Raw genomic sequence first — 22,674 nt, 5'->3', positions numbered from 1 at the left:
CAGTAGAACTTATCCCAGTCCGAGGCGACCCGAGCACGACGGCCATGCGCCCCAGCCCTGAGTGCGCTGCGTTTGCGTCGCGATCGCGATCTGCTCTTCACGGGTTGCGAGGTCGGCGCGAGGCGCATACTTCAACCCGCCCTGCCGTTCCCAGGTGTTCTGATCGAACTGCACGCCGCCGTAGAAACCGTTGCCGGTGTTGATAGCCCAGTTGCCGGTGGCTTCGCACTGTGCAAGCGCATCCCACGTCGCACCGTTCTCCACCGGCGGCACCTCGGTGCCCGGCTTCGTTCCGACACGCACGACCTTCGGCTGCGCCGGTGTGGTGATCGTCTCCGATACCTGTGTACGTCCGGCCTCGACACCGTTGACGAGATTCACGGCGAACGTCACGTCACGCACGCCTGGAACCCCCGGGTTCTCGACGATCGTCCGGCTCTGGTTCATCGTCGGATCCTCGATGCGCTGATCCGGCGGATCGAGCGGCAAGGTCTCGACTTTGTTCTCGGTGCGGTTGCGCGTCACCGTGACCTCGAGGCCCTCGGTCAGCGGAGCGTCGGCAGCCGGAACCACGGTGTCCGACTGCTCGAGCGGGGTGCCGTTGGCGGTGAGGAACTCCCCGACCGTGGGCGCCGCGATACGCACGTCTGCTGCTGCGTTTGCGCCGTCGACCAGTTTTGCGACGACCGGTGTCAGGACATCGAGAGCAGCGCCGTCGAGCGGAAGACGCTGCGAGCGCGACGCCGACACGTGCACATCCGCCGCGACGTCCAACTGCTCGAGCGCGTCGTCGACGGTCAAGGCAGTGGTCCAGAGCTTCTGCGGCTGACCGTCGACCGTCAGCGTGATCTCACGAGCGCGACGGAGCACTACGGTGTCGCCGTCGGACAAAGACGCGTCGGCCGCGGGAGCAACTGCGTCCTTGTCACCGATCGGGTAACCCGCATCCTCGAGAGCGCCGTCGACGTTGGTCGACATGGTGCTCAGGCGGATCTGTTCACCGTCGACGTCGAGGGTGATGGTCTTGTGCCGGACGACGGCCAGAACGCCACCCACGAGAACCGTCAGGAGAAGCGCGGCGATCACCGAGTACAACAACGGCGACCTGGTCGAGTTGATCTTGGCGAACGGTGACATGGGTTCCTGAGTTCTGTGTGGAGTGAGGCCGCGTCAGCGCAGGCCCAATTTGCTGGTGCAGGACGGCCACGCACCCCAGCCCTGACCGGCGCGGACCTTCTCGCCGATCGCGATCTGCTGTTCACGTGATGCGAGGTCGGCGCGAGCTGCGTACTGACCACCGCCGAATGCTTCCCAGGTGCTCTGGGTGAACTGAAGTCCTCCGTAGAAACCGTTGCCGGTGTTGATGGCCCAGTTTCCGGTCGCTTCACACTGCGCAATGGAGTCCCACGTCGACGCGTTGGAAACGGCAGGAGCGAAAGCCTGCTTGGTACCGACCTTCACCACTGCTGCGACGGGTTCCTTGATCACGGTCGCGGACAGTTCGGTTCGCCCGGCCTCGACGCCGTTGACGGTCTTGACCTCGACGGTGGCCGTGCGCTCACCCGGAACACCGGGGTTCTCGACGACGGTCTTGTCCTTCTCGAGCTCGGGATCTTCGACCTTGTTCTCCGGCGGCGCGATCGGCTGCGTCTCGACGCGGGTGTCCGTGCGATCGCGGGTGACCTGGATGGTCAGGCCGTTGGTAACCGGTGTGTCAGCGGTGGGAACAACCGAGTCGGCCTGCTCGAGCGGCGCATTCTTGGCCGCGAGAAGATCACCGACGGTCACGGCGGCGAGCTTGATCTCCGCCGCGGGAGCGCCACCGTCGCTGACGCTGACGGTCTTCGGGCTGACGACGTCGAGCTCGGTACGTTCGAGGGGCAGACGATGCGAGCGCGAAGCCGAGACTGCGAAGTCGTCGGAAACATCGACCTGCTTGAGTGCCTCGTCGACCGTCAATGCGGTGGTCCAGATTGTGGTCGGCTGGCCGTCGACGGTCAGAGCCAACTCACGGGCACGGCGCAAAACGACGGTATCGCCGTCGGACAGGGAGGAATCGGCGCTGGGTGCGAGAGCATCCTTGGGATCGACCGGGTATCCGGCGTCCTCGAGGGCGGTACCGACGCTGCTCGACATCGTGGACAGCGAGATCATGTCGCCGTCGACGTCGAGGGTGATCGTCTTGTGCCGAACCACGGCGAGCGCACCTCCGACGATGAGCGTCAGAAGCAACGCACCCACCACTGAATAGAGAAGTGGTGACTTCGTGGAGTTGATCTTGGCAAAAGGCGACACAGGAAATCCCAAGGCAGACGACGTTCGATCACAATACGGTAACGACCGAGCGTTGCATCGGCAACCAAATCACAACGAAATGCGACTTTTGTCACGGAACGGCAACGGCGTGTCGTGTGTTCTGCACTTTCCGGCTCCGATACCCGTGTATCGATTCAGCTCTGGGCGCAGTATGTTCTCGTCTGGTTCAAAGCAGTCCGGCGATCCCGGGCGCGACAGAAGAAAGCTGGGCGATAGTGCGAAGAAGATTCGACAGACCACGTAATGCCAGGTGGCCGATCCTGGCCATCCTGCTGGCGCTGATCGCAGCGCTGTTCGCCCCAGGAATAGCGAGCGCGCAACCCGGACGCACCTACACGATCGCCACCGATCTGACATTCGCCCCGTTCGAATTCGAGAACGAAGACGGCAAACTCGTCGGCATCGACATCGACCTGCTCAACGCGATCGCCGAGGACCAAGGTTTCAAGGTCGACATCAAGCAGCTCGGCTTCGACGCTGCGCTTCAGGCCGTGCAGGCGGGACAGGCCGACGGCGTCATCGCCGGCATGTCCATCACCGACGCCCGCAAGCAGGTGTTCGACTTCTCCGACCCGTACTTCGAGTCCGGCGTCCAGATGGCAGTTCTCGAGACCGACAACGACGTGAAGTCGTACGAAGACCTGAAAGGCAAGCGCGTCGCCGTCAAGAACGGCACCGAGGGCGCCAGCTTCGCAGAGTCCATCAAGGACCAATACGGCTTCACCACAGTCTATTTCGCCGACTCCGCCAGCATGTACGACGAGGTCCGCACCGGAAACTCCGTCGCAGTCTTCGACGACTACCCCGTCCTCGCCTACGGCATCACCCAGGGCAACGGCCTCAAGACGGTCACCGAAAAAGAGGTGGGCGCGAGCTACGGCTTCGCAGTCAACAAGGGCCAGAACGCCGAACTGCTCCAGATGTTCAACGCCGGTCTGCAGAACCTGCGCGACGACGGCCAGTACGACGAGATCGTCTCGACCTATCTCGGCCAGGGCGCATCGACGTCGGACAACTCGATCATCGGCTTGATCAAGAGCACCTACCCCCAACTCCTCAAAGGTCTGTGGCTGACGATCGTTCTCTCGGTCGTCTCGATCGCGATCGCTCTGGTTCTCGGTGCGATCTTCGGCCTCTGCCGCGTATCGACCAACGTGTTCGTCCGCGGAATAGGCACGACCTACGTCGACATCTTCCGCGGCACACCGCTGTTGGTGCAGGCATTCTTCATCTACTTCGGCATCCCGGCAGCCCTGCATTTCCAGATGTCCGCCTTCACCGCAGGCATCATCACGCTCTCGCTCAACGCCGGCGCGTACATGGCTGAAATCGTCCGCGGCGGCATCCTGTCCGTCGACAAGGGACAGATGGAAGCGTCACGAAGCCTGGGCATCAGCTACATGAAGTCGATGCGAAAAGTCATCATGCCGCAGGCAATTCGCACGATGATCCCGTCGTACATCAACCAGTTCGTCATCACCCTCAAGGACACGTCGATCCTGTCGGTCATCGGACTCGCCGAGCTCACTCAGACAGGGCGCATCATCATCGCGCGCAACTTCCAGTCGTTCAACATGTGGCTGATCATCGGCGTCATGTACTTCATCATCATCATGGCGCTCACCAAGCTGTCGAACCGCCTCGAGAAGAGGATCAACAAGTGACCGAAACAGCCGTCAACATGGGCAAGTCAGACACCGAGGTCAAGATTTCGGTCAAGGGACTGAAGAAGTCCTTCGGCGACAACGAGGTTCTCAAAGGCCTCGACGTCGACATCAAGAGCGGTGAAGTGGTCTGCGTCATCGGACCTTCCGGTTCGGGCAAGTCCACCTTCCTGCGCTGCCTCAACCGCCTCGAAGACATCACCGCCGGATCCGTGCGCGTCGACCAGTTCGACCTCACGAACAAGGACGTCGACATCGACAAGGTTCGCCAGCACATCGGGATGGTGTTCCAGCACTTCAACCTGTTCCCCCACATGAGCGTCGTCGAAAACGTGATGCTCGCTCCGGTACAGACCGGGCGATCGACCAAGGAACAGGCCCGCGAGATCGCCGTCAAACTGCTCGGCCAGGTCGGCCTCGCAGAGAAGGCAGATGCCAAGCCCGCCAGCCTGTCCGGTGGGCAGAAGCAACGTGTCGCCATCGCCCGCGCGCTGGCGATGAGCCCGGACATCATGCTGTTCGACGAGGCCACCAGCGCCCTCGACCCGGAGATGGTGGGTGAGGTTCTGCAGGTGCTGCGCGACCTCGCCAAGCAGGGCATGACCATGGTCGTCGTGACCCACGAGATGGGCTTCGCCCGTGAGGTTTCCGATCGCGTCATCTTCATGGCCGACGGATACATCGTCGAAGAAGGTAAGCCGGAGAGCCTGTTCGGCAACCCACAGCAGCAGCGCACCCAGGACTTCCTGGCGAAGGTTCTCTAGGGCCAAGCCCCCCTGTGCGCCTTTTCGGTAGTGGTGACTACCGGAAAGGCGCACGGGTGGTGGCCAATTCGACGACCAGTCCGGTCTCCATCCGATTCTGCGGCTCGAAGTCGAAGTCGCCGAACCTGCGGAACCACCGAGGACTGGCGTCGACCCTTCGATATGTCTCGCTGTCTTCGACGGGTAACCACATCTTCGGGTTTCCGACTTCCACGTAGCTGGTGGTCTCCACCAGAATCCCGAGGACTACGCCGGCGGTCTGGACTCCTGCTGCCGGCATCCCGCCGTGAACCCAACCGTCGAACTCGTCGACCTGCGATCGCGGTGTCAATGTCCACGAGCATGGTTCACCGACTACAGGAAACGGACCGCAGCACTCGACTTCGACCGCGTCGACATGAACGCTGACAATCCGGACCGAAGAGTCGACGGGAGTCGGCTCAGTGAAGCTGTGCCCCTTCATCCCCTCGCAAGAACAGCAAGCTCGACGACAACGGCCGTCTCCATCCAGCCACGACGACCGGCAACCAGTGATGACATGCCGCGAAAAGACCGTGGGACCTTCTCGACTCGAACAAGATCGATGCTCCCAGGCACCAACAACCAGCGCCCGGACCCTTGTTCGAGAAATTCACCGCGCTCGAGCCGGATCGAACGAACGATCCCGGCCGTAGGTTCCACCTCGTCGGGATAGATTCCTCCATGAACCGACCCGTCGAACCACAGCGACTTCTGAATCGGGTGCAAAGCCCACGAAGATTTTTCGCCGACCACCGGCAACGGTGCACAGCACTCGAATTCCCACGTTTCGATGCGGACTGTGACCACGTTGTAGTCATCCATCTGAATACTCCGCGCAGTAGACGAACCGGGACACGACGGTCCCGGGCGCGGAGTTACCTGTCAGACCACAATAGCGTCAGAGCTTGTACACGCGCTCCGCTGTCGCCGTGGACGCAGCAGCCAGCGCCTGCGGATCCTCGCCGCGGATGTCCGCGAGCGCACGCACCGTGTACGGCAGGCAGTACGACTCGTTGGGGGCGCCACGGAACGGGTGCGGCGTCAAGAACGGCGCGTCCGTCTCGACGATCAGCTGATCCGAGGGCACCAACAGCGAGGCCTCACGCAGCGCCTTCGCATTCTTGAAACTCACGGTCCCCGAGAAACTCAACACGTAGCCCGCGTCGATGCACGCACGGGCCATCTCCGAATCGGAGGAGAAGCAGTGGAAGACCACGGTCTCCGGCGCGCCTTCCTCGTGCAGCACCCGTAGCAAATCCTGATCGGCTTCGCGATTGTGAATCATCAGCGTCTTTCCGAGACGCTTCGCCAGATCGATGTGCCACCGGAAACCGTCGACCTGCTCCTCGATGGTGGCACACCCCTCGAGCTTGCCGGGCCAGTAGAGGTCGAGCCCCGTCTCCCCCACGGCAACGACTCGTGGATCGGCCGCCAGCCGCTCGATCTCGGCTCGCGTGCCGGCATCGAGAACGTTTGCCCTGGTCGGATGAATTGCGACGGCTGCGTAGACTCTCGAATCCCAATGAGCCGCTTCGACTGCAAATCGCGCGGCATCAAGGTCGTCGGCCACCGTGACGACTCGTCCGACGCCGACGGCCTCGGCTCGATCGACTATTTCGGCCACGGTCACAGCGTCGTGCGCACCACACGCGTCGAGGTGCGTATGGGCGTCGATCAGAGGCGACAAGGGCTCAGGGGCATCGGGGGCGGGACGGTCTTTGCTCACGCCCGATAGAGTAAGCGCACCATGACTGTGCCTGCCTCACCCTCCCAGACCCCGCGCCCGGACTCCGCCGCCCAGGAAGGCGCGGAACGACCGCCGTTCTACATCACGACAGCGATCGCGTATCCCAACGGCGCTCCGCACATCGGCCACGCATACGAGTACATCTCCTCGGACGCGCTCGCCCGCTTCAAGCGGTTGGACGGACATGAAGTGTTCTTCATGACCGGCACCGACGAGCACGGTCTGAAGATGCAGCAGACAGCGATCAAAGAGGGCATCGACGTCCGCGAACTCGCGGCCCGGAACTCCGACGTGTTCCAGAACCTCGACAAGGTCCTGAACATCTCGTACGACCGGTTCATCCGCACCACCGACGCGGATCATCAGGTGGCCAGCAAGGCGATCTGGGAGAAGATGGCCGCATCGGGCGACATCTACCTCGACACGTACTCGGGGTGGTACTCGGTTCGTGACGAGGCTTTCTACACCGAAGCCGAGACCACACTGCTGGAGGACGGCACACGTCAGTCCACCGAGACCGGCACGCCCGTGGAGTGGACCGAGGAGTCGAACTACACCTTCCGACTCTCGGCATACGAGGACCGCCTCCTCGCGCTGTACGAAGAGCACCCCGAATTCATCGCCCCCACGACGCGCCGCAACGAGATCGTCAGCTTCGTCAAGGGCGGCCTCAAGGACCTGTCGATCTCACGCACCACGTTCGACTGGGGCGTCGAGGTTCCCGGCGACTCCGACCACGTCATGTACGTCTGGGTCGACGCGCTCACCAACTACCTGACCGGCGTGGGTTACCCGAACGTCGACTCGGCGGAGTTCGAGAAGTTCTGGCCCGCGAGCCTGCACATCATCGGCAAGGACATCACGCGGTTCCACACCGTGTACTGGCCGGCGTTCCTCATGTCTGCGGGCATCGAACTACCGGAGCGGGTCTTCGTCCACGGGTTCTTGTACAACAAGGGCGAGAAGATGTCGAAGTCCGTCGGCAACGTCGTCGACCCCATCGCGATGGTCGATCAGTACGGCCTCGACGCGGTCCGTTTCTTCCTGCTCCGCGAGATTTCGTACGGCCAGGACGGCAGCTACAGCCACGAAGCAATCGTGACACGTATGAACGCAGACCTGTCCAATGAACTGGGCAACCTCGCGCAGCGTTCACTGACGATGGTCGCGAAGAACTGCGACGCCCAGGTCCCCACCCCCGGCGAGTTCACCGAGGACGACCTGGCGATGCTGGCGTCGGCGGACGCCTTGCTTGCCAAGTGCCGCAGCGAGTTCGACGTGCAGGCTCTGCACCTCGCGTTGGAAGCCATCTGGGGCGTTCTCGGCGAGACCAACCGGTACTTCTCCAAGCAGGAACCGTGGGTTCTACGCAAGACCGATCCGGCACGCATGGCGACGGTTCTGTACGTGACGCTCGAAGTGGTCCGCATTGTCGGGCTTCTCGTTCAGCCGGTGATGCCCGACGCCGCGTCGCGAATCCTCGACCTGCTCGGCCAGAGCGAAGAGAACCGTCAGTTCGCCGACATTGCGGTTCGCATCGACGCGAACCGGAAACTACCTGCTCCGGCGCCAGTTTTTCCCCGCTTCGTCGAAGAATGAGCTAGGCGAGAGTGCCGCACGTGGGGTCCGAGATATCCGGTTACAGGCGGATGTGTCGGACCCCACGTGCACACTCCAGCCATGACGCCGAATAGAACATACATTCGAACCAGCGCTTCGGCGCAGACACTGCCATGGAACGGAGCACGGGTGTCCACTCAGGAGGTCAGCCCTCAATCCGTTTCCGCGGCGCGAGATCTCGTTTCCGAACTGGCCGCGGCGTACGACCGCGGATGGCAGCCGGCGGATCTGATTCATCTGGCGCGCCGAAGCAAAGACGCGTCCGACGCCGATCTCGCGGCCACCACCATCCTGTTCGACGCGAAAGCGTCGCGCGCCTCCGATCGCGCACCGCTCGAATGGGTGGGGCAGTTGCAGACGATCGGCGAGCAGTATCCGAAGTCTCGGCACATCGCTTCTCGAATCACCGTGGACGACGACGTTTTTCGCTCCCTCGCGGCCGGCCTCTTGTTCCAGGATCCATACTTCCTCGTTTCGCAGATCGTCGACGCCGCGCGATCGTGGATGCGCCTGCCTCAGTGGACGGTATTGCTCGCGCCACCGTCCACCTGGCCGTCGCAACGCACCGACACCAGCTATGCCGGCGTCGGTGATACCGAGGTCGACGCCAAGGTACTCAAGCGAATTCGTGGGCTGCTCGCCAAAGCGGAAGCCACCAACTTCGCCGAAGAAGCCGAGATTTTCACCGCGAAGGCACAGGAGTTGATGACTCGATACGCGATCGATTCCGCGCTGCTCCACAGTCGCGCCGGGGTCACCGACACGTCCGTGAATGCCCGACGCATTCACATCGAGAACCCGTACGTGAAGGAAAAAGTTCACCTCCTGACCGAGATCGGTGAATCGAATCGAGTCAGGACGGTCTGGTTCAGCGACATCGCACTCGCGACCGTCGTCGGCACTCCGGTCGACCTTCAGCAAGTCGACATGCTGTTCACTTCCCTGCTCGTACAGGCAACCCGTGCAATGCAATTCGCCGACTCGAGCAATCGGGGCGGCTCACGCACCACCTCGTTCCGAAAGGGCTTCCTCGCCGGGTTCGCCAGCCGAATCGGACACCGCCTACGCGACGCCGGCACCAAAGCCACGGCCGAAGCGGCCGACGCGGCATCGATGGACGTCGCGGACCTTCTGCCGATTCTCGCCACCACATCCGAGGCTGTCGACGCCGAGTTCGATCGATTGTTCCCGACAACCCGCAAGACTCGCGGACGATCCGTCGACGCCGAAGGCTGGCACGCCGGCCAAGCCGCGGCCGACGACGCCAACCTGCGTCCCGGTGCCCCTGCAGTGCACCGCTCCCGCTAGTCCTTTCGAGCGGCCAGTACCGTCTCGTACAACTCACGCTTGGAGACTCCGGCCGTTGCGACCAGAGCACACGCGTCCTTCAAGCGCGCTCCCCCCTCGACCAACCGTTCCACCTCGTCGACAAGATCGGCAGGATCAGATGCCACCAACACGGCGCCTTCGAGCACCACCGTGATCTCGCCGCGAACACCCTCGGCCGCCCAGGCAGCTAACTCTCCGAGAGTGCCGCGCTTCACTTCCTCGTAGGTCTTGGTCAATTCCCGGCACACGGCCGCGCGGCGATTCGGTCCGAGGATGTCCACCGCGTCTGCGAGGCAATCGGCAAGGCGATGGGGTGCTTCGAAGAAGACGCATGCTCGCTGCTCTGTTGCCAAGGCAGAGAGCCACGTCTTGCGCTGCCCCTGCTTACGCGGCGGGAACCCGTCGAAGCAGAACCGTTCCACGGGCAAGCCCGAGAGCGCGAGCGCCGTCGTCACCGCCGACGGACCAGGCAGGCACGTGATCGCGAGGTTCTCGGCTACGCACGCGGCAACTAGGCGATACCCGGGATCACTGACCGACGGCATGCCTGCATCCGTGACCAGCAAGACGGTCTTGCCCTCGGCCACATCTGCGACCAGCGCGGGCAGCCGCGAAATCTCGACCTGATCGTAGAAACTGACGATCTTCCCGGTGATGGTGACGTCGAGCGCGGACGCCAGAGACTTGGTGCGTCGTGTGTCCTCCGCAGCGACGACGTCGGCGGTTGCGAGAGCAGACCGAAGACGCGGGGATGCGTCACCGACATCTCCCATGGGTGTTGCGGCGAGTACCAAACGACCAGTCATACCTGACAGCCTACGATTGCCAGGTGACTGTGCAGACGGACGAGCGGCCAACGCCCGCCACGAGCGATCGGGTAGTGCGTAGTCCCGGCCCGCTGGTACCGGATCCTGATTTCGGCCCGACAGACAGATTGCGCGGCTGGATCGTCACCGCTTTCATCACCGCCGTCGCAGCGATCACCCGCTTCACGATGCTCGCCTACCCGACCGACGCGGGCACACCGGTCTTCGACGAGAAGCACTACGTTCCGCAGGGTTGGCAGGTCCTCACCGGCGGCGGCATCGAAGACAATCCCGGTTACGGGTTGGTGGTCCACCCGCCGATCGGCAAGCAGATGATCGCGATCGGCGAAGCACTCTTCGGTTACAACGGTTGGGGGTGGCGCTTCTCGTCGGCCCTGGTCGGAACGCTGATGGTCTTGCTGATCATCCGCATCGTGCGCCGCATGACGCGGTCGACGCTCATCGGCGCCATTGCCGGAATCCTGCTCATCGTGGACGGCGTCACCTTCGTCTCCTCACGCCTCGGGATGCTCGACATCTTTCTGGCATTCTTCGTCCTTGCGGCGCTCGGATGCCTGGTGGTCGATCGCGACCAAGTCCGCGAACGAATGGCGAAGGTGTACGACGAGGGCCGCATCGGCGATTCTGTCTGGGGTCCACGGCTGGGTTTCCGGTGGTGGAGGTTCGGCGCCGGCATCCTGCTCGGCCTGGCCTGCGGAACCAAGTGGTCCGGCATGTACTTCATTCTCTTCTTCGGGTTGCTCAGTGTTGCCTTCGACCTGTCGGCGCGCCGCGCATACCGTGTTCAGCGCCCCTGGGTCGGCACCGCCGTTCGCGACATCGGTCCAGCTCTGTATGCGCTGGTGATCATTCCGCTGGGTGTGTACCTCGCGAGCTACTGGGCCTGGTTCACCAGCGAGACCGGCGTCGACCGTCATGCCGTCGGCAACGAGATCGGTGAGGGCGGTACGTGGAGTTTCATCCCGTCTGCGCTGCGCTCACTCTGGTACTACAGCGGAAACGTTCTGCAGTTCCATGCCGGTCTGACCAACTCCGCCGGAAACCACCACCCGTGGGAGTCGAAACCGTGGACGTGGCCGATGGGGCTACGACCGATGCTCTATTACTATGCCGACGGCGAGCAGGTCACCGGTTGCGGGGCCGCCAGCTGCGTCAAGGCAGTCATGCTGATCGGCACACCGGCAATGTGGTGGCTGGCGCTACCGATGTTGGCGTGGGCGCTCTGGCAGACGTTCGTGCGCCGTGACTGGCGATACGCAGTGGTCCTGACGGGTTACGGCGCCGCTTACCTTCCGTGGTTCGCGACGCTCGACCGCCAGATGTACTACTTCTACGCCGTTGCGCTCGCCCCGTTCATGGTCATGGGATTCGCGCTGGTCCTCGGCGACGTTCTGGGCAAGGCGAGCGCGTCCGTCGAGCGTCGTACCACCGGACTTCTTGCAGTCAGTCTGTACATCGGTCTGGTCGTGGCCAACTTCGTCTACCTCTGGCCGATACTCACAGCCATGCCGATCACGCCCGAATCGTGGCAGAACCATTTGTGGTTGCCGAGCTGGAAATAGGGGGACAAACGAAGGAGGCACCGAACCGGGTTCGGTGCCTCCTTCGTTTCACGATTACTCCGCCGGTTTGCCGACGCGGCGCCCCCGCCGCGGGCGTAAGAGGGCACGTTTCTGTTCCTTCGCCGCAACGATGATCGGGTCGTGCGAAAGATCCTTGTACAGCGAGAAGCACAGGCCGATCATGACCAGCACGAACGGCGCCGCCGCGATGATCGTCATCGTCTGCAAGCCGTCGAGCGCTTCGGAACCACCGGTCCAGAGCAGAAGCGCTGCGACGCCACCGGTCAACATGCCCCAGAAGACCACGACCCAGCGACTCGGTTCGAGCGTTCCGCGTTGTGAGAGCGTCCCCATCACCATCGACGCAGCGTCGGCGCCGGAGACGAAGAATACCGCGACGAGCAGCATGACCAGGACGGTCGTGACACCGGCCAGCGGCAGATTGTCGAGCATGCCGAACAGTTGAGCCTCTTCCGAGCCTCGGCCGGACAAGCCGATTCCGTCGCGTTCCTCGCCGATACCCGCGCCACCGAAGATCGCGAACCAGAGCAAGCTGACAGTCGTGGGAACGGCGATGACGCCGACGATGAACTGGCGGATCGTGCGGCCGCGGCTGATGCGCGCCAGGAACATGCCGACGAACGGCGTCCAGGACACCCACCATGCCCAGTAGAAGATCGTCCACGACGAAAGCCACGCGCCCGTTTCAGGATTCGACGATGCACCCGTGCGAGCGGACATCTGGGCAAGGTCGGAAACGTAAGCACCGATGGTCGTCGGGAGCAGATTGAGAATCAGCACGGTCGGCCCGAGAACGAACACGAACAGGGCCAAGATCAGCGCGAGCACCATGTTGATGTTGGACAGCCACTGAATTCCCTTGGCCACACCGGAAACTGCCGACGCGACGAACGCCAGGGTCAGTACCGCAACGATGGCCACGAGCAGGAATACGCCGGCTTCTTCCATCCAGCCGACTACCTCGAAACCGGAGCCGATCTGAAGTGCGCCGAGCCCCAAAGATGCTGCGGTACCGAACAGTGTGGCAAAGATCGCCAGGATGTCGATGACCTTGCCGATCGGCCCTTCGGCTTTGCGACCGAGCAACGGGATGAAGGCCGAGCTGAACAGTTGCTTGCGTCCTCGGCGATACGACCCGTACGCAATGGCAAGGCCCACAACGGCATACATCGCCCAAGGATGAAGACCCCAGTGAAACATGGTGGTGGCCATGGCAGTTCCGACGCCACCGTCGGTGCCGGGAGGCGGAGTCACGTAGTGCGCCAGCGGTTCCGCGACACCGAAGAACATCAGGCCGATACCCATGCCGGCGCTGAACATCATGGCGATCCAGCTGACGGTACGGAACTCGGGCTTCTCGCCGTCTTTGCCCAGCGGAATGTCGCCGAATCGACTGACGGCAAGGTAGATGGAGAACAGCACGAAGGCCGAAGCCGCAAGCACGAAGAGCCAACCGATGTTGGTCACCAGCCAGTTGAGAACACTTCCGGTTACCGAATCGAGGTTGTCGGGAGCTACGAGACCCCATACGACGATTGCCGACACGGCTGCAGCCGCGACGGAAAACACCACGTAGTCGGTCCGAACGCCTACCCGAGTAAAGCCCGTCTCCGGGCGCTCTTCGTTGGCCCCGGAATCTTGTTCGGATCGATCAGATTTCGTCACCATAGATGACTACGTTCGTCACTTTGTGGGCCAAAAGCAAGCCGGAAGGCGGGCTCAACGTCCGTTGAGCCCGCCTTCTCACCCCGATCAAGCTGGGGTTTTAACCCAACCGTTGCCCTTGCCGATCAATCCGTCGATACTGATGCGTCCTGCGCCCATCACGGCGATCAAGAGCGATCCGACACCGAGTGCGACGACGAGTTCGTAGCCGCCGTTGTCGATGAAGACGCCCTTGTCCGCGTGCACGATGAAGAACGCGCCGACCATGTCGAGGAACAGCAGCGCTCCGACGAGCGGGGTCAGCAGACCTGCGATGAGCAGGATGCCGCCGCCGAGTTCGATCGACGCAGCCAGAACTGCCGAAATCTTGGGGAGCGGGGCCCCCATCCCTTCGAATGCAGCCTGCGTTCCAGCGATCTTGTAGGTGAAGAACTTCTGCCAGCCGTGGGCGATGAAGATGATCCCGAGGCCAACACGGGCGATGAGGAGTCCGAGGTCACGAGCAATCGACGAATTCATGAGCCAAGACTGACAGCTTTAAGTTGAAGCGTCAACTTAATCATTGTGTCACGCACCTCTCAATGCCGACTCCACCATGGCGACGATCTCACTGTCGGAGTACCCGAGCGAGCGGACGTTATGCGCGAACGCGGTCGCCGCCTGTTCTGCCTGCGCCTGCACCGGATCAGTCCCCGAAGCGATGAATGTCCCTTGCTTGCCTCGCGTCTCGATGACGCCCTGATCGCTGAGCGCGCGATAAGCCTTCGCGACGGTATTTGCCGCCAATCCCAGCTCCGACGCCAACGCACGCACCGTCGGAATCTTGGTTCCCGCGATCAACCCACCGCCGTGCACCTGCTCGATAATCTGTTGCCGCAGTTGGTCGTACGGAGCTGTGGAGGAATCGTGGTCGATCGCGATCTTCATCGTCACCCTCGTCGTATCTTCTCGGTCACAGGCCCTCGATCGCTTCGCGGATCGTATGCGGGCCGGAGGTCAGAACCAATATCTTGCCGACACTGGACGGGGCCTCGATGAGCGCTTCGACCACCGCGGCGACATCGGCACGAGGCACCGAGCCTCGATCGACGGGCGGCTCGGCTAGAAGGACTTCACCGGTGGGATCGTCGTCCGTCAGAAGCCCTGGCCGAAGAATCGTCCAGTCCAGCGAAGTCCTAGTCTTGAGATCTTCCTCCGCTGCAGTCTTCGCTCGTAGATAGGCGGCAAAAACCTCGTCGGTGTTCTCTGGTATTTCGTCACCAGCACCCATGGCGCTGATCTGGATGAACCGACGCACTCCGGCTTTCTCGGCAGCATCGGCCAACAGCACCGCCGCGGCCCGGTCGACGGAGTCCTTGCGCTCGATCGAGCTACCAGGTCCGGCACCTGCGGCGAAGACCGCGACGTCGGCACCGTCGAGTACCTTCGCAACTTCCTCGACCGTGGACGATTCCAGATCGATCACCACGGGGAACGCGCCGAGTGTGCGGACGGCACCCTCGTGCGCGGAATTGCGGATCAGCGCTACCGGCCGATCACCGTGCCCTGCCAGCAAGTACGTCAGGTGCTGCGCAATCTTGCCGTGCCCACCGGCAATGACCACGCGTCGTTCGTCCACACTGCGATGTTCCGTCATCGTTTTCTCCTCACAAGTCGGTACTTCAAGTGCAGCGCGCCGGAGGTGTCCGTTGTTCCCCTGTTTGTCCCACGAGTTCGGACTCAGAGGCAGAATGACGGACATGGCATCTGCAACCATCTTCCACAATCAACGGTGCAACACCTCGCGAACTGTTCTCGGGCTCATCCGGGACGCGGGCATCGAACCCACAATTGTGAAGTACCTCGATACTCCGCCTACCCGATCCGAGCTGGAAAAACTCCTCGCCGACGCCGGCCTCGAGCCCAGCCAAGCGGTTCGCAAGCGCGAAACGCAGTACAAGGAACTCGGACTCGCCGATGCTTCCGAATCCGAAATCCTCGACGCGATGATCGAGCACCCGATTCTGATCGAACGCCCGTTCGTGGTTACGGACAAGGGCACCGTGCTCGCGCGTCCGGCAGCCAAGGTGGAAGAAATTCTCTGACAGCGTCGACGGCTTACAGCGGATCGCGGGCGATCGGGCAGGACATACACCGAGGTCCACCACGGCCGGACCCCAGTTCCGAACCCGCGATTCGCAAGACCTCGATACCCGAGGCCTCGAGCCTGGCGTTCGTTTCGACGTTGCGCTCGTAAGCGACCACGACGCCCGGTTCGACGGCCAACGTGTTGTTCCCGTCGTCCCACTGCTCACGCTCGGCCGTCACCGTGTCGAGTCCGGTGTCGATCACACGAAGTTTTCCGATTCCCATGGCGTCGGCTGCCGCTTCGAGGAACGGTGTGGCCCCGCGAATACTCACCCCGTCGTCTTCCTTGCGCAGGGTGAACGCCGACAGCGTGTCCTGGATGGCCGGATACATGACGACTGCGTCGGCCTCGACCATGGTGCAGACCGTGTCGAGATGCATCGACGCTCGGCGTTGTTCGATCGGAACGACCAGCACCGTATGGGCGAGACCATCGTCGAACACGCTACGCGCCAACGCTTCTGCTCCAGCGGGCGACGTCCGTTCACCGACACCGATTGCGATCACCCCTGATGCGAGAAGCAGTACGTCTCCTCCCTCGACCGGAGCCGTGTGCGACTCGTACGCGCGGCGCACGCCCTTGAATCGAGGGTGATGCGCGTACACGAGATCCGTGATCGAGGATTCGCGAGCTCGCGCCGACAACGCCAAGGACGTGATGATCACCCTTGGTCCCACCCAGAACGACGAGTCTCGCGTGAAGAGCAGATTGGGCAGGGGGTCGATCACGAAGTCACCGCCGTGATGCATCCTGCGTACCAACGAGGTCGAGTCGGCATCGATCGGCAGCTCGTCGAACGTCATTCCCGCGGTGAGGATCGACGACAACTCCTTCGGCTCCACCTTTCGCAGGTACGCAGCCAGGTGTTGCCCGAGCGCGTGCCCGATCTTGCGTGCGTCGACGGCGGCCGCGATCCCCTGGATCCGCGCAGCGCCGCTGACCTCGAGCGCTTCGGTGAGGAGATCGGACAACAGCAGGACCTCGACGCCGCGCTCACGAAGGACGGTCGCGAACTGATCGTGTTCTTCCTGCGCACGGTCCACCCACGGCAACGCGTCGAAAAGCAACTCGTCGTTGTTGCGTGGGGTCAACCGTTTCAGCTCGTCGCCAGGACGATGAAGAATGACCGATCGCAATCGGCCCACCTCGGAATCGACACCGAGGGGGACGGAGCCAGAAGCGTTCATGACTGAACACTAATCCCGTGGGCCCCACCCAGCAGGGAGGAGCAGCTGCCGTACCGGCCCGCGTAACGTCTTGTCCGACGCAGGCGAGAGGACCACCAAATGGGCAGTACGGATCAGGCGGCGCTGAGCGGCGCCGGAATCGACCGGTTCACCGGACGCTGGGTCGGCGCTGGAGCCGGACATTTCCCCACGATCGACGACTTCGAATATTCCGAGGAGATCGAGTTCGCTCCGACTCCGAAACCGTTTGTCACCTACTCGTCGCGCACTCGTGGGCTCCCCGACGGCCGACCGCTTCACATGGAATCGGGTTACCTACGCCCGACACCGGGTGGCGAGCTCGAACTGCTGGTCAGTCAACCCACCGGATTTGTCGAGATCCATCGCGGAACCGTCGACTCCGAAGGCACTCTCGCCTTGACCCGTCACACGCTCGCATCATCGCCCGACGCCAAACCGGTCCACGACGTCCGGCGGGTCATGCGGGTCCAGGGCGACACGCTGACGTACGACTTGTGGATGGCGCACGGTGACACCCCGCTGACGCATCACCTCCACGCCACCCTTCACCGGGCCACGGACCGGTAGTCGCCATGGAGATGCCTTCGTGGAAAGCCAAGGAATTGACTCCCGGTCAGCTCTCCGAGCGCAGCGGTGTCGCCGTCTCGGCCCTGCATTTCTACGAACGGGAAGGCCTCATCGTCAGTCGCCGGACCAGCGGCAACCAGCGTCGATACCAACGAGACACGCTTCGACGCGTCGCCTTCATCAGAATCTCGCAGCGCGTCGGGATTCCGTTGTCGGAAATCCGGGAAGCCCTCGGCACACTTCCTGAGGGCCGCACCCCGAACCGTGCAGATTGGGAGAGGTTGTCGACCGGATGGCGGCGCCACCTCGATCTCCGTATCGAGCAACTGGAACGTCTGCGGGACAACCTCACCGGCTGCATCGGCTGCGGGTGTCTCTCACTGGAGGGGTGCTCACTGGCCAACCCTCACGATCAACTCGCGGCCGCCGGCCCCGGTGCGCGCGTGCTGGAGGTCGATTTCGACGCCGATTCAGGCGAGAAATGACTCGACAGCGTCTCGGTCGCGCCCCAGCAAGTCCTCAACGGTCTTCTTCAGCAACTTCTCGATCTGACCACCGATAATCGGCATCTTCACTTCGGCCGTTCCGTCGACGGCCAGTCGCGTGCGGGACTCGGCGGCTGTGAGGTCGAGCGTCGTCTCGATTCGTATCGGCAGTCCGTGCGCGATTCCGGTGACCGACCCAGCGGCCTTCCCGTCAGACAGGGGTCCCCAGTGGTCGACCCGTGTCAGACCGAGTCGACTCGGCGCAACCTTGGCGACCAGGCTCGGGAGGGAGGCGGAGTCGATTTCCTCGGACACCGATACTTGAATCGACCCGTCTGCAACGTCGATGTCCGAGGTGGCATAGAGGTCTCCGAGTCGGACTTCCCAATAACGCGGGTCCGTCAGAGTTCGATGAACGTCGTCGATGGGATATTTGAATTCGATATCGAAGTGAAAACTCTTCGGCATGACTTTGGTCCCTATTCGACTAGATAAAAGTCCCGGCGGAGTTAACGCTCATCGCTTGAGCAATTTACTGAACTGGTCGTTCGCTTTTTGCATCACGAACTCGTATGGCGGTGCGAATTTACGCGCCCACCAGTATCCGAATCGGATGTCATTGGACGTATATACGAGATACGTGTTCTTCTCGATTCCCCGCAGAATGCACGACGCCACCTTCTCCGGCGAAACCGCACGCTTCTCGAATCGATGCGTGAGCTTTTCGACCCGCGGGTCGCCTCTGTCGATACCCGCAATTTCCACTGTTCCCACCAATGGCGTCTTCACGCCACCCGGCACAACCAGACTGACGCCGATTCCGTGCCGCTTCAGATCGAATCGCAGCACTTCGGAGACACCGCGAAGGCCGAACTTGCTCGCACTGTAGGCGGCATGCCACGGCAGGGCCAGGAGCCCGGCGGCCGAAGACACATTGACCAGGTGCCCACCCTTGCCGGCACGAATCATGGGCGGAACAAACGTCTCCATGACGTGGATCGGCCCCATCAGGTTGACGTCCACCATGGACTTCCAGTGCCGGTGTTCGAGGTTCTCGATAGTTCCCCACGCCGAAATACCGGCGATATTCATGACGACATCCATCGGAGAGAATTGAGTGTGAATCTCGGTACCGAATTTCACGACCTCGTCGTAGTCCGAGATATCGAGCGCCTTCGCCATGCTGACCGTGCCGCCGGCGGCGCCGACCATCGCGACTGTCTCTTCCAATCCGAGGTTGTTGATATCGGTGAGAAACAATTCGGCGCCGGCCTCGGATGCACGGAGCGCAGTTGCGCGTCCTATTCCACTACCAGCGCCGGTGATCAGGCATTTCTTGCCGTCGAGCGACCTTACAGACATGGATGAACACTCCCCCGCACTCGTACTGTGGACATGCGGGAAAGTCTACGCACGCGCGGTGCGACCGCCCCGAAACACGCAAGACGGCCGACGGGGTGCGGTCGCACTCTGCAAACCTTGCATGGGACGACCGCGGCGATCACTACAGACGCTGCATCATCTGCTCTTGATAACCCCTGACCGTACGGTCGAGTTCTTCCGCCGCTACATCGTCCCCACGCTTGCGCGCATCGTGGGCTCGATCCTGAATTTCACGGATTGCGCGGCGCAATTCATCATCGCTCATCGTGTGTTTCATGTCACAATTCTGCGCCTGCTCGCAGGGTTTAGCTAGCACAGATTGGAATCCGGCAAACCGTTCAAGGTTCAACTCGCAGGTGATCCGCGCGACACCGTAAACAGCGGCCCCGATTGCGGCCCTAATCCCTCAAACCTCGTTTGAACTGCAGTTTTTCAATCGAAATAGTCGCGGAAAACCAGGCTAACGCATAGCTAATATCGCCAAAACGGGTAAAAGGTTTGATATTGGGCAGATTGGCCAAGTACTGGAAGGTTCGAATAGCGCAGTCGTAGCTGCGCATTTCCGCGCGGCGGAAACTCAATGTGCGCTGAGACATAGCTGAGCACTCATTGGCCGGACGAATCGAATCTCGGACACATTTGACAACTAGTCCACTAAACAGACTACGGTGAGCTACCGATCGGTTATCCGCGTGATACCGTAGGATTCACTGAACGGACAATTGCTAGCTAGAGAGGATTACGGGGCGGTTCACAATGGCTGACTTTGCAGAACGATTGAACAAACTGTTCGACAGTGTTCATCCTCCGGGGCGCAAACCCCACACCAATGCCGAGGTTGCGGCAGCGCTCATCGAAGACGGCCATCAGATCTCCAAGCCGTACATCTCGCAGCTCCGCTCGGGACAGCGCACCAACCCCTCCGACGAGACAGTCGCGGCGTTCGCCCGGTTCTTCAAGGTGAAGCCCGACTACTTCTTCAACGACATCTACGCAGCCAAGATCGATCACGACCTGGAACTGCTCTCGCAGCTCCAAGGCTATGGTCTTCGCCGCCTCTCGAGCCGTGCATTCGACCTCTCGGAAGAATCGCAGAATCTACTCACCACGATGGCTGAAAAGCTCCGCGCGAGTGAAGGTTTGCCAGAGGTTCCGCCTGACGCGTCGCGCTGATGCGAATGTGCTGAAGCTCTGCATTGACCTGAAGCACTGCATTGACCTGAAGTACTGAAATGACATGGAGTAGGTCGACTATGAACGTCGACCTACTTTTGTCGTTTCATCGAGTTCTTTCGCCAACAACAACACCCATCGGCGCGCCGACATCTTCTCCGGTGGCGCAATCCACCTGGTGTCCAACACATCCGAGGCCAAGGGATCAGCGATCCACCCAGCCAATATCCCCGCGTGTGCAGTGACCGCCCGCGGCGGTTCCTGTCCACCGACGTCGAACATCCCGGCGCCGGATTGGATGTACATCGCATCCATGATCTGAGCGATCATGTCAGATGCCCGCAGCACGGACGTACTCCCGGCACTGTCCGCGTCGACTACCTCGGGGAATCGCTTGACGAGAAGCGCGTGCATCCGCCGCAGACGGTACAGATCACGTCGCGCACGTACCCAGGTCTCGAGAAGCACCCAGGTGATGCCCAGCGCTATCAGAACACTCGACGCAGCGATGAACCACACTCCTGCGCCCGTCCAGATATCCGATTCGAGTGCGCCGGTGCCACCGATCGATTCGACCAGCATCACGACGACCACGACGAGCAGGATCGACGAACCGGTCACGATCAACGCGATTCCACGCCCCAATGGCGCCCACGCGACGTGCCGTAGCCCCGTCGAAATGACAAGGGACAGTGCAACGATGATAAAGATGAGCGCCGGCGCCGGGTAACCGAAGAGCACCGCGATCGCCACCAGCAACCCCACCGAGTACAGCACCGTGGCGAGACCGCGCATGGCTGGACGCGACATCACCGGCCAAGCGGACACGGCGCCGACTGCGCTGGCCGCAGACAACGCGGTCCACAAGACGATGACGATCATTGCTGCGGCATGTTGCTCCGGCGCAATGCGATCGACGATGTCCCACACCGCCGGAACCATGACCGTCGAGGACAATGCGACCGAGAAGCCTGCGAAGACCATCGACATCCGCAGAGGCGTCGCGGTGCGCGCGACAACTCGACCCAATCTCGCACCGGCTGCAACCCAGACGAGAAGGGCCACAGCCCAAAAGATCATCCGATCGCCTCGTCGTACCGCAATACCGACAGCGGTGTTCCACGGCCACTCATCGTTCGCAGACGCATGATCAACATCGACGCGAACGTCTCGGCTTCCCACTCCGCGATGTCATCCATCGGCACGGGTTCATTGCGCCGCAGAGAACGTTGACTCAGCATGTACGCGATCAAATCGTCACTGACCTCGAGCGTTGCCTCGGCAATCTCGGCACCCTCGTGACGAAAAACTATGTGCCCCAACTCATGTGCCAGAGTCCGCTCGACATTGGGCAACCCGGGGGCCAAAACGATGACGTCGTGATCGTCGTAGGCCCGGCGCTGACCGCACACTCCGGTGGCGAGCGGGGTTTCCAGATCGATCTCGATCGGGCGACCACGCTCGCGGGCGACTGTCTGCACCACTGTCAGCAGTGACACAGCCTCCGACGACGCTGCTGCGTCACATACAGCATCCACCGCAGCCAGAACGCGGCGATGTGAACGTCTGTCCGGCACGACTCACGCACCTCCCTGTGATCCGGGTGCCAGGAATTCGGCACGCGCCGCAGCCAATCGCGCCTTCTGCAGCGAAGCTCCACGGAAAGTCATAGCTCCCGCACCGGCCGCTACAACTGCCATGCCGCCCACACCACCGGCGACGGCGGCAGCATTGAGAATCGGCGGAAGCCCTTGAGTGAACGCCGTCGGGAATGCCTGCGGGTTCTCACTCGGACTCGCGACGTTCGGAGCGTTCGACGGTACCTGGGGAGCTACGGGTGCCGGTGCGGCCAGAACCTCGGGCGCGGAAGGCGCTGCGACTGCGCCCGGTGCTGCGTTCGCCGGTCCACCAGCAGACGGTGCCGGTGCTCCGCCGCCGACCGACGGCCCTTGCGGATCGGACGGCCCCGCCGGTGGAACTGCTACCGCCGAAGACTCCTCGGAGCTCTCCTGCGACTCGGAAGGGGACTGCGTCTCAGAGGTCTTCGACTCGGAGGGCGCTTCGCTCGAAGGACTCTCGGCCGGCGAGGTTGCATTGGTCGCCGGTGAGACGCTGCTGCTCGGACGGTGCGACACCGAAGGGTTCGCCGAGGGCTCAGTCGTCGTGGGCTCAGTCGTCGTCGTGGTGGGCTCGG

The 22,674-nt window shown here is 62.2% G+C and carries 26 protein-coding genes and 1 pseudogene; 10 read left to right on the top strand and 17 right to left on the bottom strand.

Annotated features, from left to right (window positions below):
- Positions 1-9: 9 nt before the first annotated feature.
- On the bottom strand, positions 10-1,137 hold the full coding sequence (locus tag G8767_RS32325; protein ID WP_095971035.1) for a resuscitation-promoting factor: 1,128 nt from the start codon (positions 1,135-1,137) through the stop codon (positions 10-12).
- A 33-nt stretch (positions 1,138-1,170) separates the two neighbouring features.
- Entirely contained in the window at positions 1,171-2,295 is a 1,125-nt protein-coding gene (locus tag G8767_RS32320) for a resuscitation-promoting factor (protein ID WP_166813927.1), read from the bottom strand.
- A 236-nt stretch (positions 2,296-2,531) separates the two neighbouring features.
- Here G8767_RS32320 and G8767_RS32315 point away from each other — a divergent pair, with 236 nt between their 5' ends.
- The gene (locus G8767_RS32315; protein ID WP_095971037.1) at positions 2,532-3,980 is read left to right on the top strand and encodes an amino acid ABC transporter substrate-binding protein/permease; all 1,449 of its coding nucleotides are present in this window, start codon (positions 2,532-2,534) and stop codon (positions 3,978-3,980) included.
- Positions 3,977-4,744, top strand: coding sequence for an amino acid ABC transporter ATP-binding protein (locus tag G8767_RS32310; RefSeq protein ID WP_308262627.1), 768 nt, complete (start codon positions 3,977-3,979; stop codon positions 4,742-4,744). The genes G8767_RS32315 and G8767_RS32310 overlap by 4 nt, the downstream gene beginning before the upstream one ends.
- A gap of 37 nt (positions 4,745-4,781) precedes the next feature.
- Here G8767_RS32310 and G8767_RS32305 read toward each other — a convergent pair whose 3' ends face one another.
- The 3 genes from G8767_RS32305 to G8767_RS32295 form a co-directional block, all read right to left on the bottom strand.
- The gene (locus tag G8767_RS32305; RefSeq protein ID WP_166813925.1) at positions 4,782-5,207 is read right to left on the bottom strand and encodes a DUF6578 domain-containing protein; all 426 of its coding nucleotides are present in this window, start codon (positions 5,205-5,207) and stop codon (positions 4,782-4,784) included.
- Positions 5,204-5,587 carry a DUF6578 domain-containing protein gene (locus tag G8767_RS32300; protein WP_166813923.1) on the bottom strand — a complete coding sequence of 128 codons (384 nt, stop codon included), beginning with the start codon at positions 5,585-5,587 and terminating at the stop codon, positions 5,204-5,206. Before G8767_RS32300 ends, G8767_RS32305 begins: the two co-directional genes overlap by 4 nt.
- Positions 5,588-5,663: 76 nt before the next feature.
- Positions 5,664-6,491, bottom strand: a complete 828-nt coding sequence (locus tag G8767_RS32295; protein ID WP_166813921.1) for a TatD family hydrolase — start codon at positions 6,489-6,491, stop codon at positions 5,664-5,666.
- A gap of 21 nt (positions 6,492-6,512) precedes the next feature.
- Between G8767_RS32295 and metG the strand changes: the two genes are divergently transcribed.
- On the top strand, positions 6,513-8,111 hold the full coding sequence (gene metG / locus G8767_RS32290) for a methionine--tRNA ligase (protein WP_095971041.1): 1,599 nt from the start codon (positions 6,513-6,515) through the stop codon (positions 8,109-8,111).
- A 150-nt stretch (positions 8,112-8,261) separates the two neighbouring features.
- Positions 8,262-9,440 (top strand): DUF2786 domain-containing protein, encoded by a 1,179-nt coding sequence (locus G8767_RS32285; RefSeq protein ID WP_346843059.1) that lies wholly within the window; start codon positions 8,262-8,264, stop codon positions 9,438-9,440.
- On the opposite strand, the gene rsmI is transcribed toward G8767_RS32285, so the two are convergent.
- The gene (gene rsmI / locus G8767_RS32280) at positions 9,437-10,267 is read right to left on the bottom strand and encodes a 16S rRNA (cytidine(1402)-2'-O)-methyltransferase (RefSeq protein WP_166813917.1); all 831 of its coding nucleotides are present in this window, start codon (positions 10,265-10,267) and stop codon (positions 9,437-9,439) included. The genes G8767_RS32285 and rsmI overlap by 4 nt on opposite strands.
- Before the next feature lie 23 nt (positions 10,268-10,290).
- Between rsmI and G8767_RS32275 the strand changes: the two genes are divergently transcribed.
- A complete protein-coding gene (locus tag G8767_RS32275) occupies positions 10,291-11,850 on the top strand; it encodes a phospholipid carrier-dependent glycosyltransferase (protein ID WP_166813915.1) in 1,560 nt (519 codons plus the stop codon).
- A gap of 54 nt (positions 11,851-11,904) precedes the next feature.
- On the opposite strand, the gene G8767_RS32270 is transcribed toward G8767_RS32275, so the two are convergent.
- The 4 genes from G8767_RS32270 to G8767_RS32255 form a co-directional block, all read right to left on the bottom strand.
- Entirely contained in the window at positions 11,905-13,539 is a 1,635-nt protein-coding gene (locus G8767_RS32270; RefSeq protein WP_095971045.1) for a BCCT family transporter, read from the bottom strand.
- A gap of 84 nt (positions 13,540-13,623) precedes the next feature.
- Positions 13,624-14,055, bottom strand: coding sequence for a DoxX family protein (locus tag G8767_RS32265; protein WP_095971046.1), 432 nt, complete (start codon positions 14,053-14,055; stop codon positions 13,624-13,626).
- A gap of 48 nt (positions 14,056-14,103) precedes the next feature.
- Entirely contained in the window at positions 14,104-14,463 is a 360-nt protein-coding gene (locus G8767_RS32260) for a GntR family transcriptional regulator (RefSeq protein WP_095971283.1), read from the bottom strand.
- A gap of 25 nt (positions 14,464-14,488) precedes the next feature.
- Positions 14,489-15,172, bottom strand: coding sequence for an SDR family oxidoreductase (locus tag G8767_RS32255; RefSeq protein ID WP_166813913.1), 684 nt, complete (start codon positions 15,170-15,172; stop codon positions 14,489-14,491).
- 94 nt (positions 15,173-15,266) lie between these two features.
- On the opposite strand from G8767_RS32255, the gene arsC reads away from it, so the two are divergent.
- Positions 15,267-15,620, top strand: coding sequence for an arsenate reductase (glutaredoxin) (gene arsC, locus G8767_RS32250; protein WP_003946209.1), 354 nt, complete (start codon positions 15,267-15,269; stop codon positions 15,618-15,620).
- Between the two features lie 13 nt (positions 15,621-15,633).
- Here the strand turns inward: arsC and arcA are convergent, their stop codons facing one another.
- A complete protein-coding gene (gene arcA / locus G8767_RS32245; RefSeq protein ID WP_095971047.1) occupies positions 15,634-16,851 on the bottom strand; it encodes an arginine deiminase in 1,218 nt (405 codons plus the stop codon).
- Positions 16,852-16,950: 99 nt separating this feature from the next.
- Between arcA and G8767_RS32240 the strand changes: the two genes are divergently transcribed.
- Positions 16,951-17,439, top strand: a complete 489-nt coding sequence (locus tag G8767_RS32240) for an FABP family protein (protein ID WP_166813911.1) — start codon at positions 16,951-16,953, stop codon at positions 17,437-17,439.
- Positions 17,440-17,444: 5 nt separating this feature from the next.
- The gene (gene soxR, locus G8767_RS32235) at positions 17,445-17,924 is read left to right on the top strand and encodes a redox-sensitive transcriptional activator SoxR (protein ID WP_166813909.1); all 480 of its coding nucleotides are present in this window, start codon (positions 17,445-17,447) and stop codon (positions 17,922-17,924) included.
- Here the strand turns inward: soxR and G8767_RS32230 are convergent.
- The 4 genes from G8767_RS32230 to G8767_RS32215 form a co-directional block, all read right to left on the bottom strand.
- Positions 17,910-18,392 carry a DUF2505 domain-containing protein gene (locus tag G8767_RS32230; RefSeq protein ID WP_095971050.1) on the bottom strand — a complete coding sequence of 161 codons (483 nt, stop codon included), beginning with the start codon at positions 18,390-18,392 and terminating at the stop codon, positions 17,910-17,912. The two genes, soxR and G8767_RS32230, sit on opposite strands and share 15 nt — an antisense overlap.
- A 48-nt stretch (positions 18,393-18,440) precedes the next feature.
- The gene (locus G8767_RS32225; RefSeq protein WP_095971051.1) at positions 18,441-19,286 is read right to left on the bottom strand and encodes an SDR family oxidoreductase; all 846 of its coding nucleotides are present in this window, start codon (positions 19,284-19,286) and stop codon (positions 18,441-18,443) included.
- Between the two features lie 142 nt (positions 19,287-19,428).
- The gene (locus G8767_RS32220; RefSeq protein ID WP_166813907.1) at positions 19,429-19,584 is read right to left on the bottom strand and encodes a hypothetical protein; all 156 of its coding nucleotides are present in this window, start codon (positions 19,582-19,584) and stop codon (positions 19,429-19,431) included.
- 121 nt (positions 19,585-19,705) lie between these two features.
- On the bottom strand, positions 19,706-19,903 hold the full coding sequence (locus G8767_RS32215) for a hypothetical protein (RefSeq protein WP_095971053.1): 198 nt from the start codon (positions 19,901-19,903) through the stop codon (positions 19,706-19,708).
- 160 nt (positions 19,904-20,063) lie between these two features.
- Between G8767_RS32215 and G8767_RS32210 the strand changes: the two genes are divergently transcribed.
- Positions 20,064-20,480, top strand: a complete 417-nt coding sequence (locus G8767_RS32210) for a helix-turn-helix domain-containing protein (RefSeq protein ID WP_003946231.1) — start codon at positions 20,064-20,066, stop codon at positions 20,478-20,480.
- A 78-nt stretch (positions 20,481-20,558) separates the two neighbouring features.
- Here G8767_RS32210 and G8767_RS32205 read toward each other — a convergent pair whose 3' ends face one another.
- The gene (locus G8767_RS32205; RefSeq protein WP_166813905.1) at positions 20,559-21,560 is read right to left on the bottom strand and encodes a hypothetical protein; all 1,002 of its coding nucleotides are present in this window, start codon (positions 21,558-21,560) and stop codon (positions 20,559-20,561) included.
- Entirely contained in the window at positions 21,557-22,057 is a 501-nt protein-coding gene (locus G8767_RS32200) for an ImmA/IrrE family metallo-endopeptidase (RefSeq protein WP_003946241.1), read from the bottom strand. The genes G8767_RS32205 and G8767_RS32200 overlap by 4 nt, the downstream gene beginning before the upstream one ends.
- Positions 22,058-22,235: 178 nt before the next feature.
- Here G8767_RS32200 and G8767_RS32195 point away from each other — a divergent pair.
- A pseudogene (locus G8767_RS32195) lies at positions 22,236-22,674 on the top strand (hypothetical protein); the annotation flags it as partial.

This window comes from Rhodococcus sp. IC4_135 (assembly GCF_011602025.1).
Classification (GTDB): Bacteria; Actinomycetota; Actinomycetes; order Mycobacteriales; family Mycobacteriaceae; genus Rhodococcus_F; species Rhodococcus_F baikonurensis.
The sequence above is the reverse complement of the archived record's forward strand: the minus strand, read 5'-3'. Positions and strand labels throughout refer to the sequence as shown.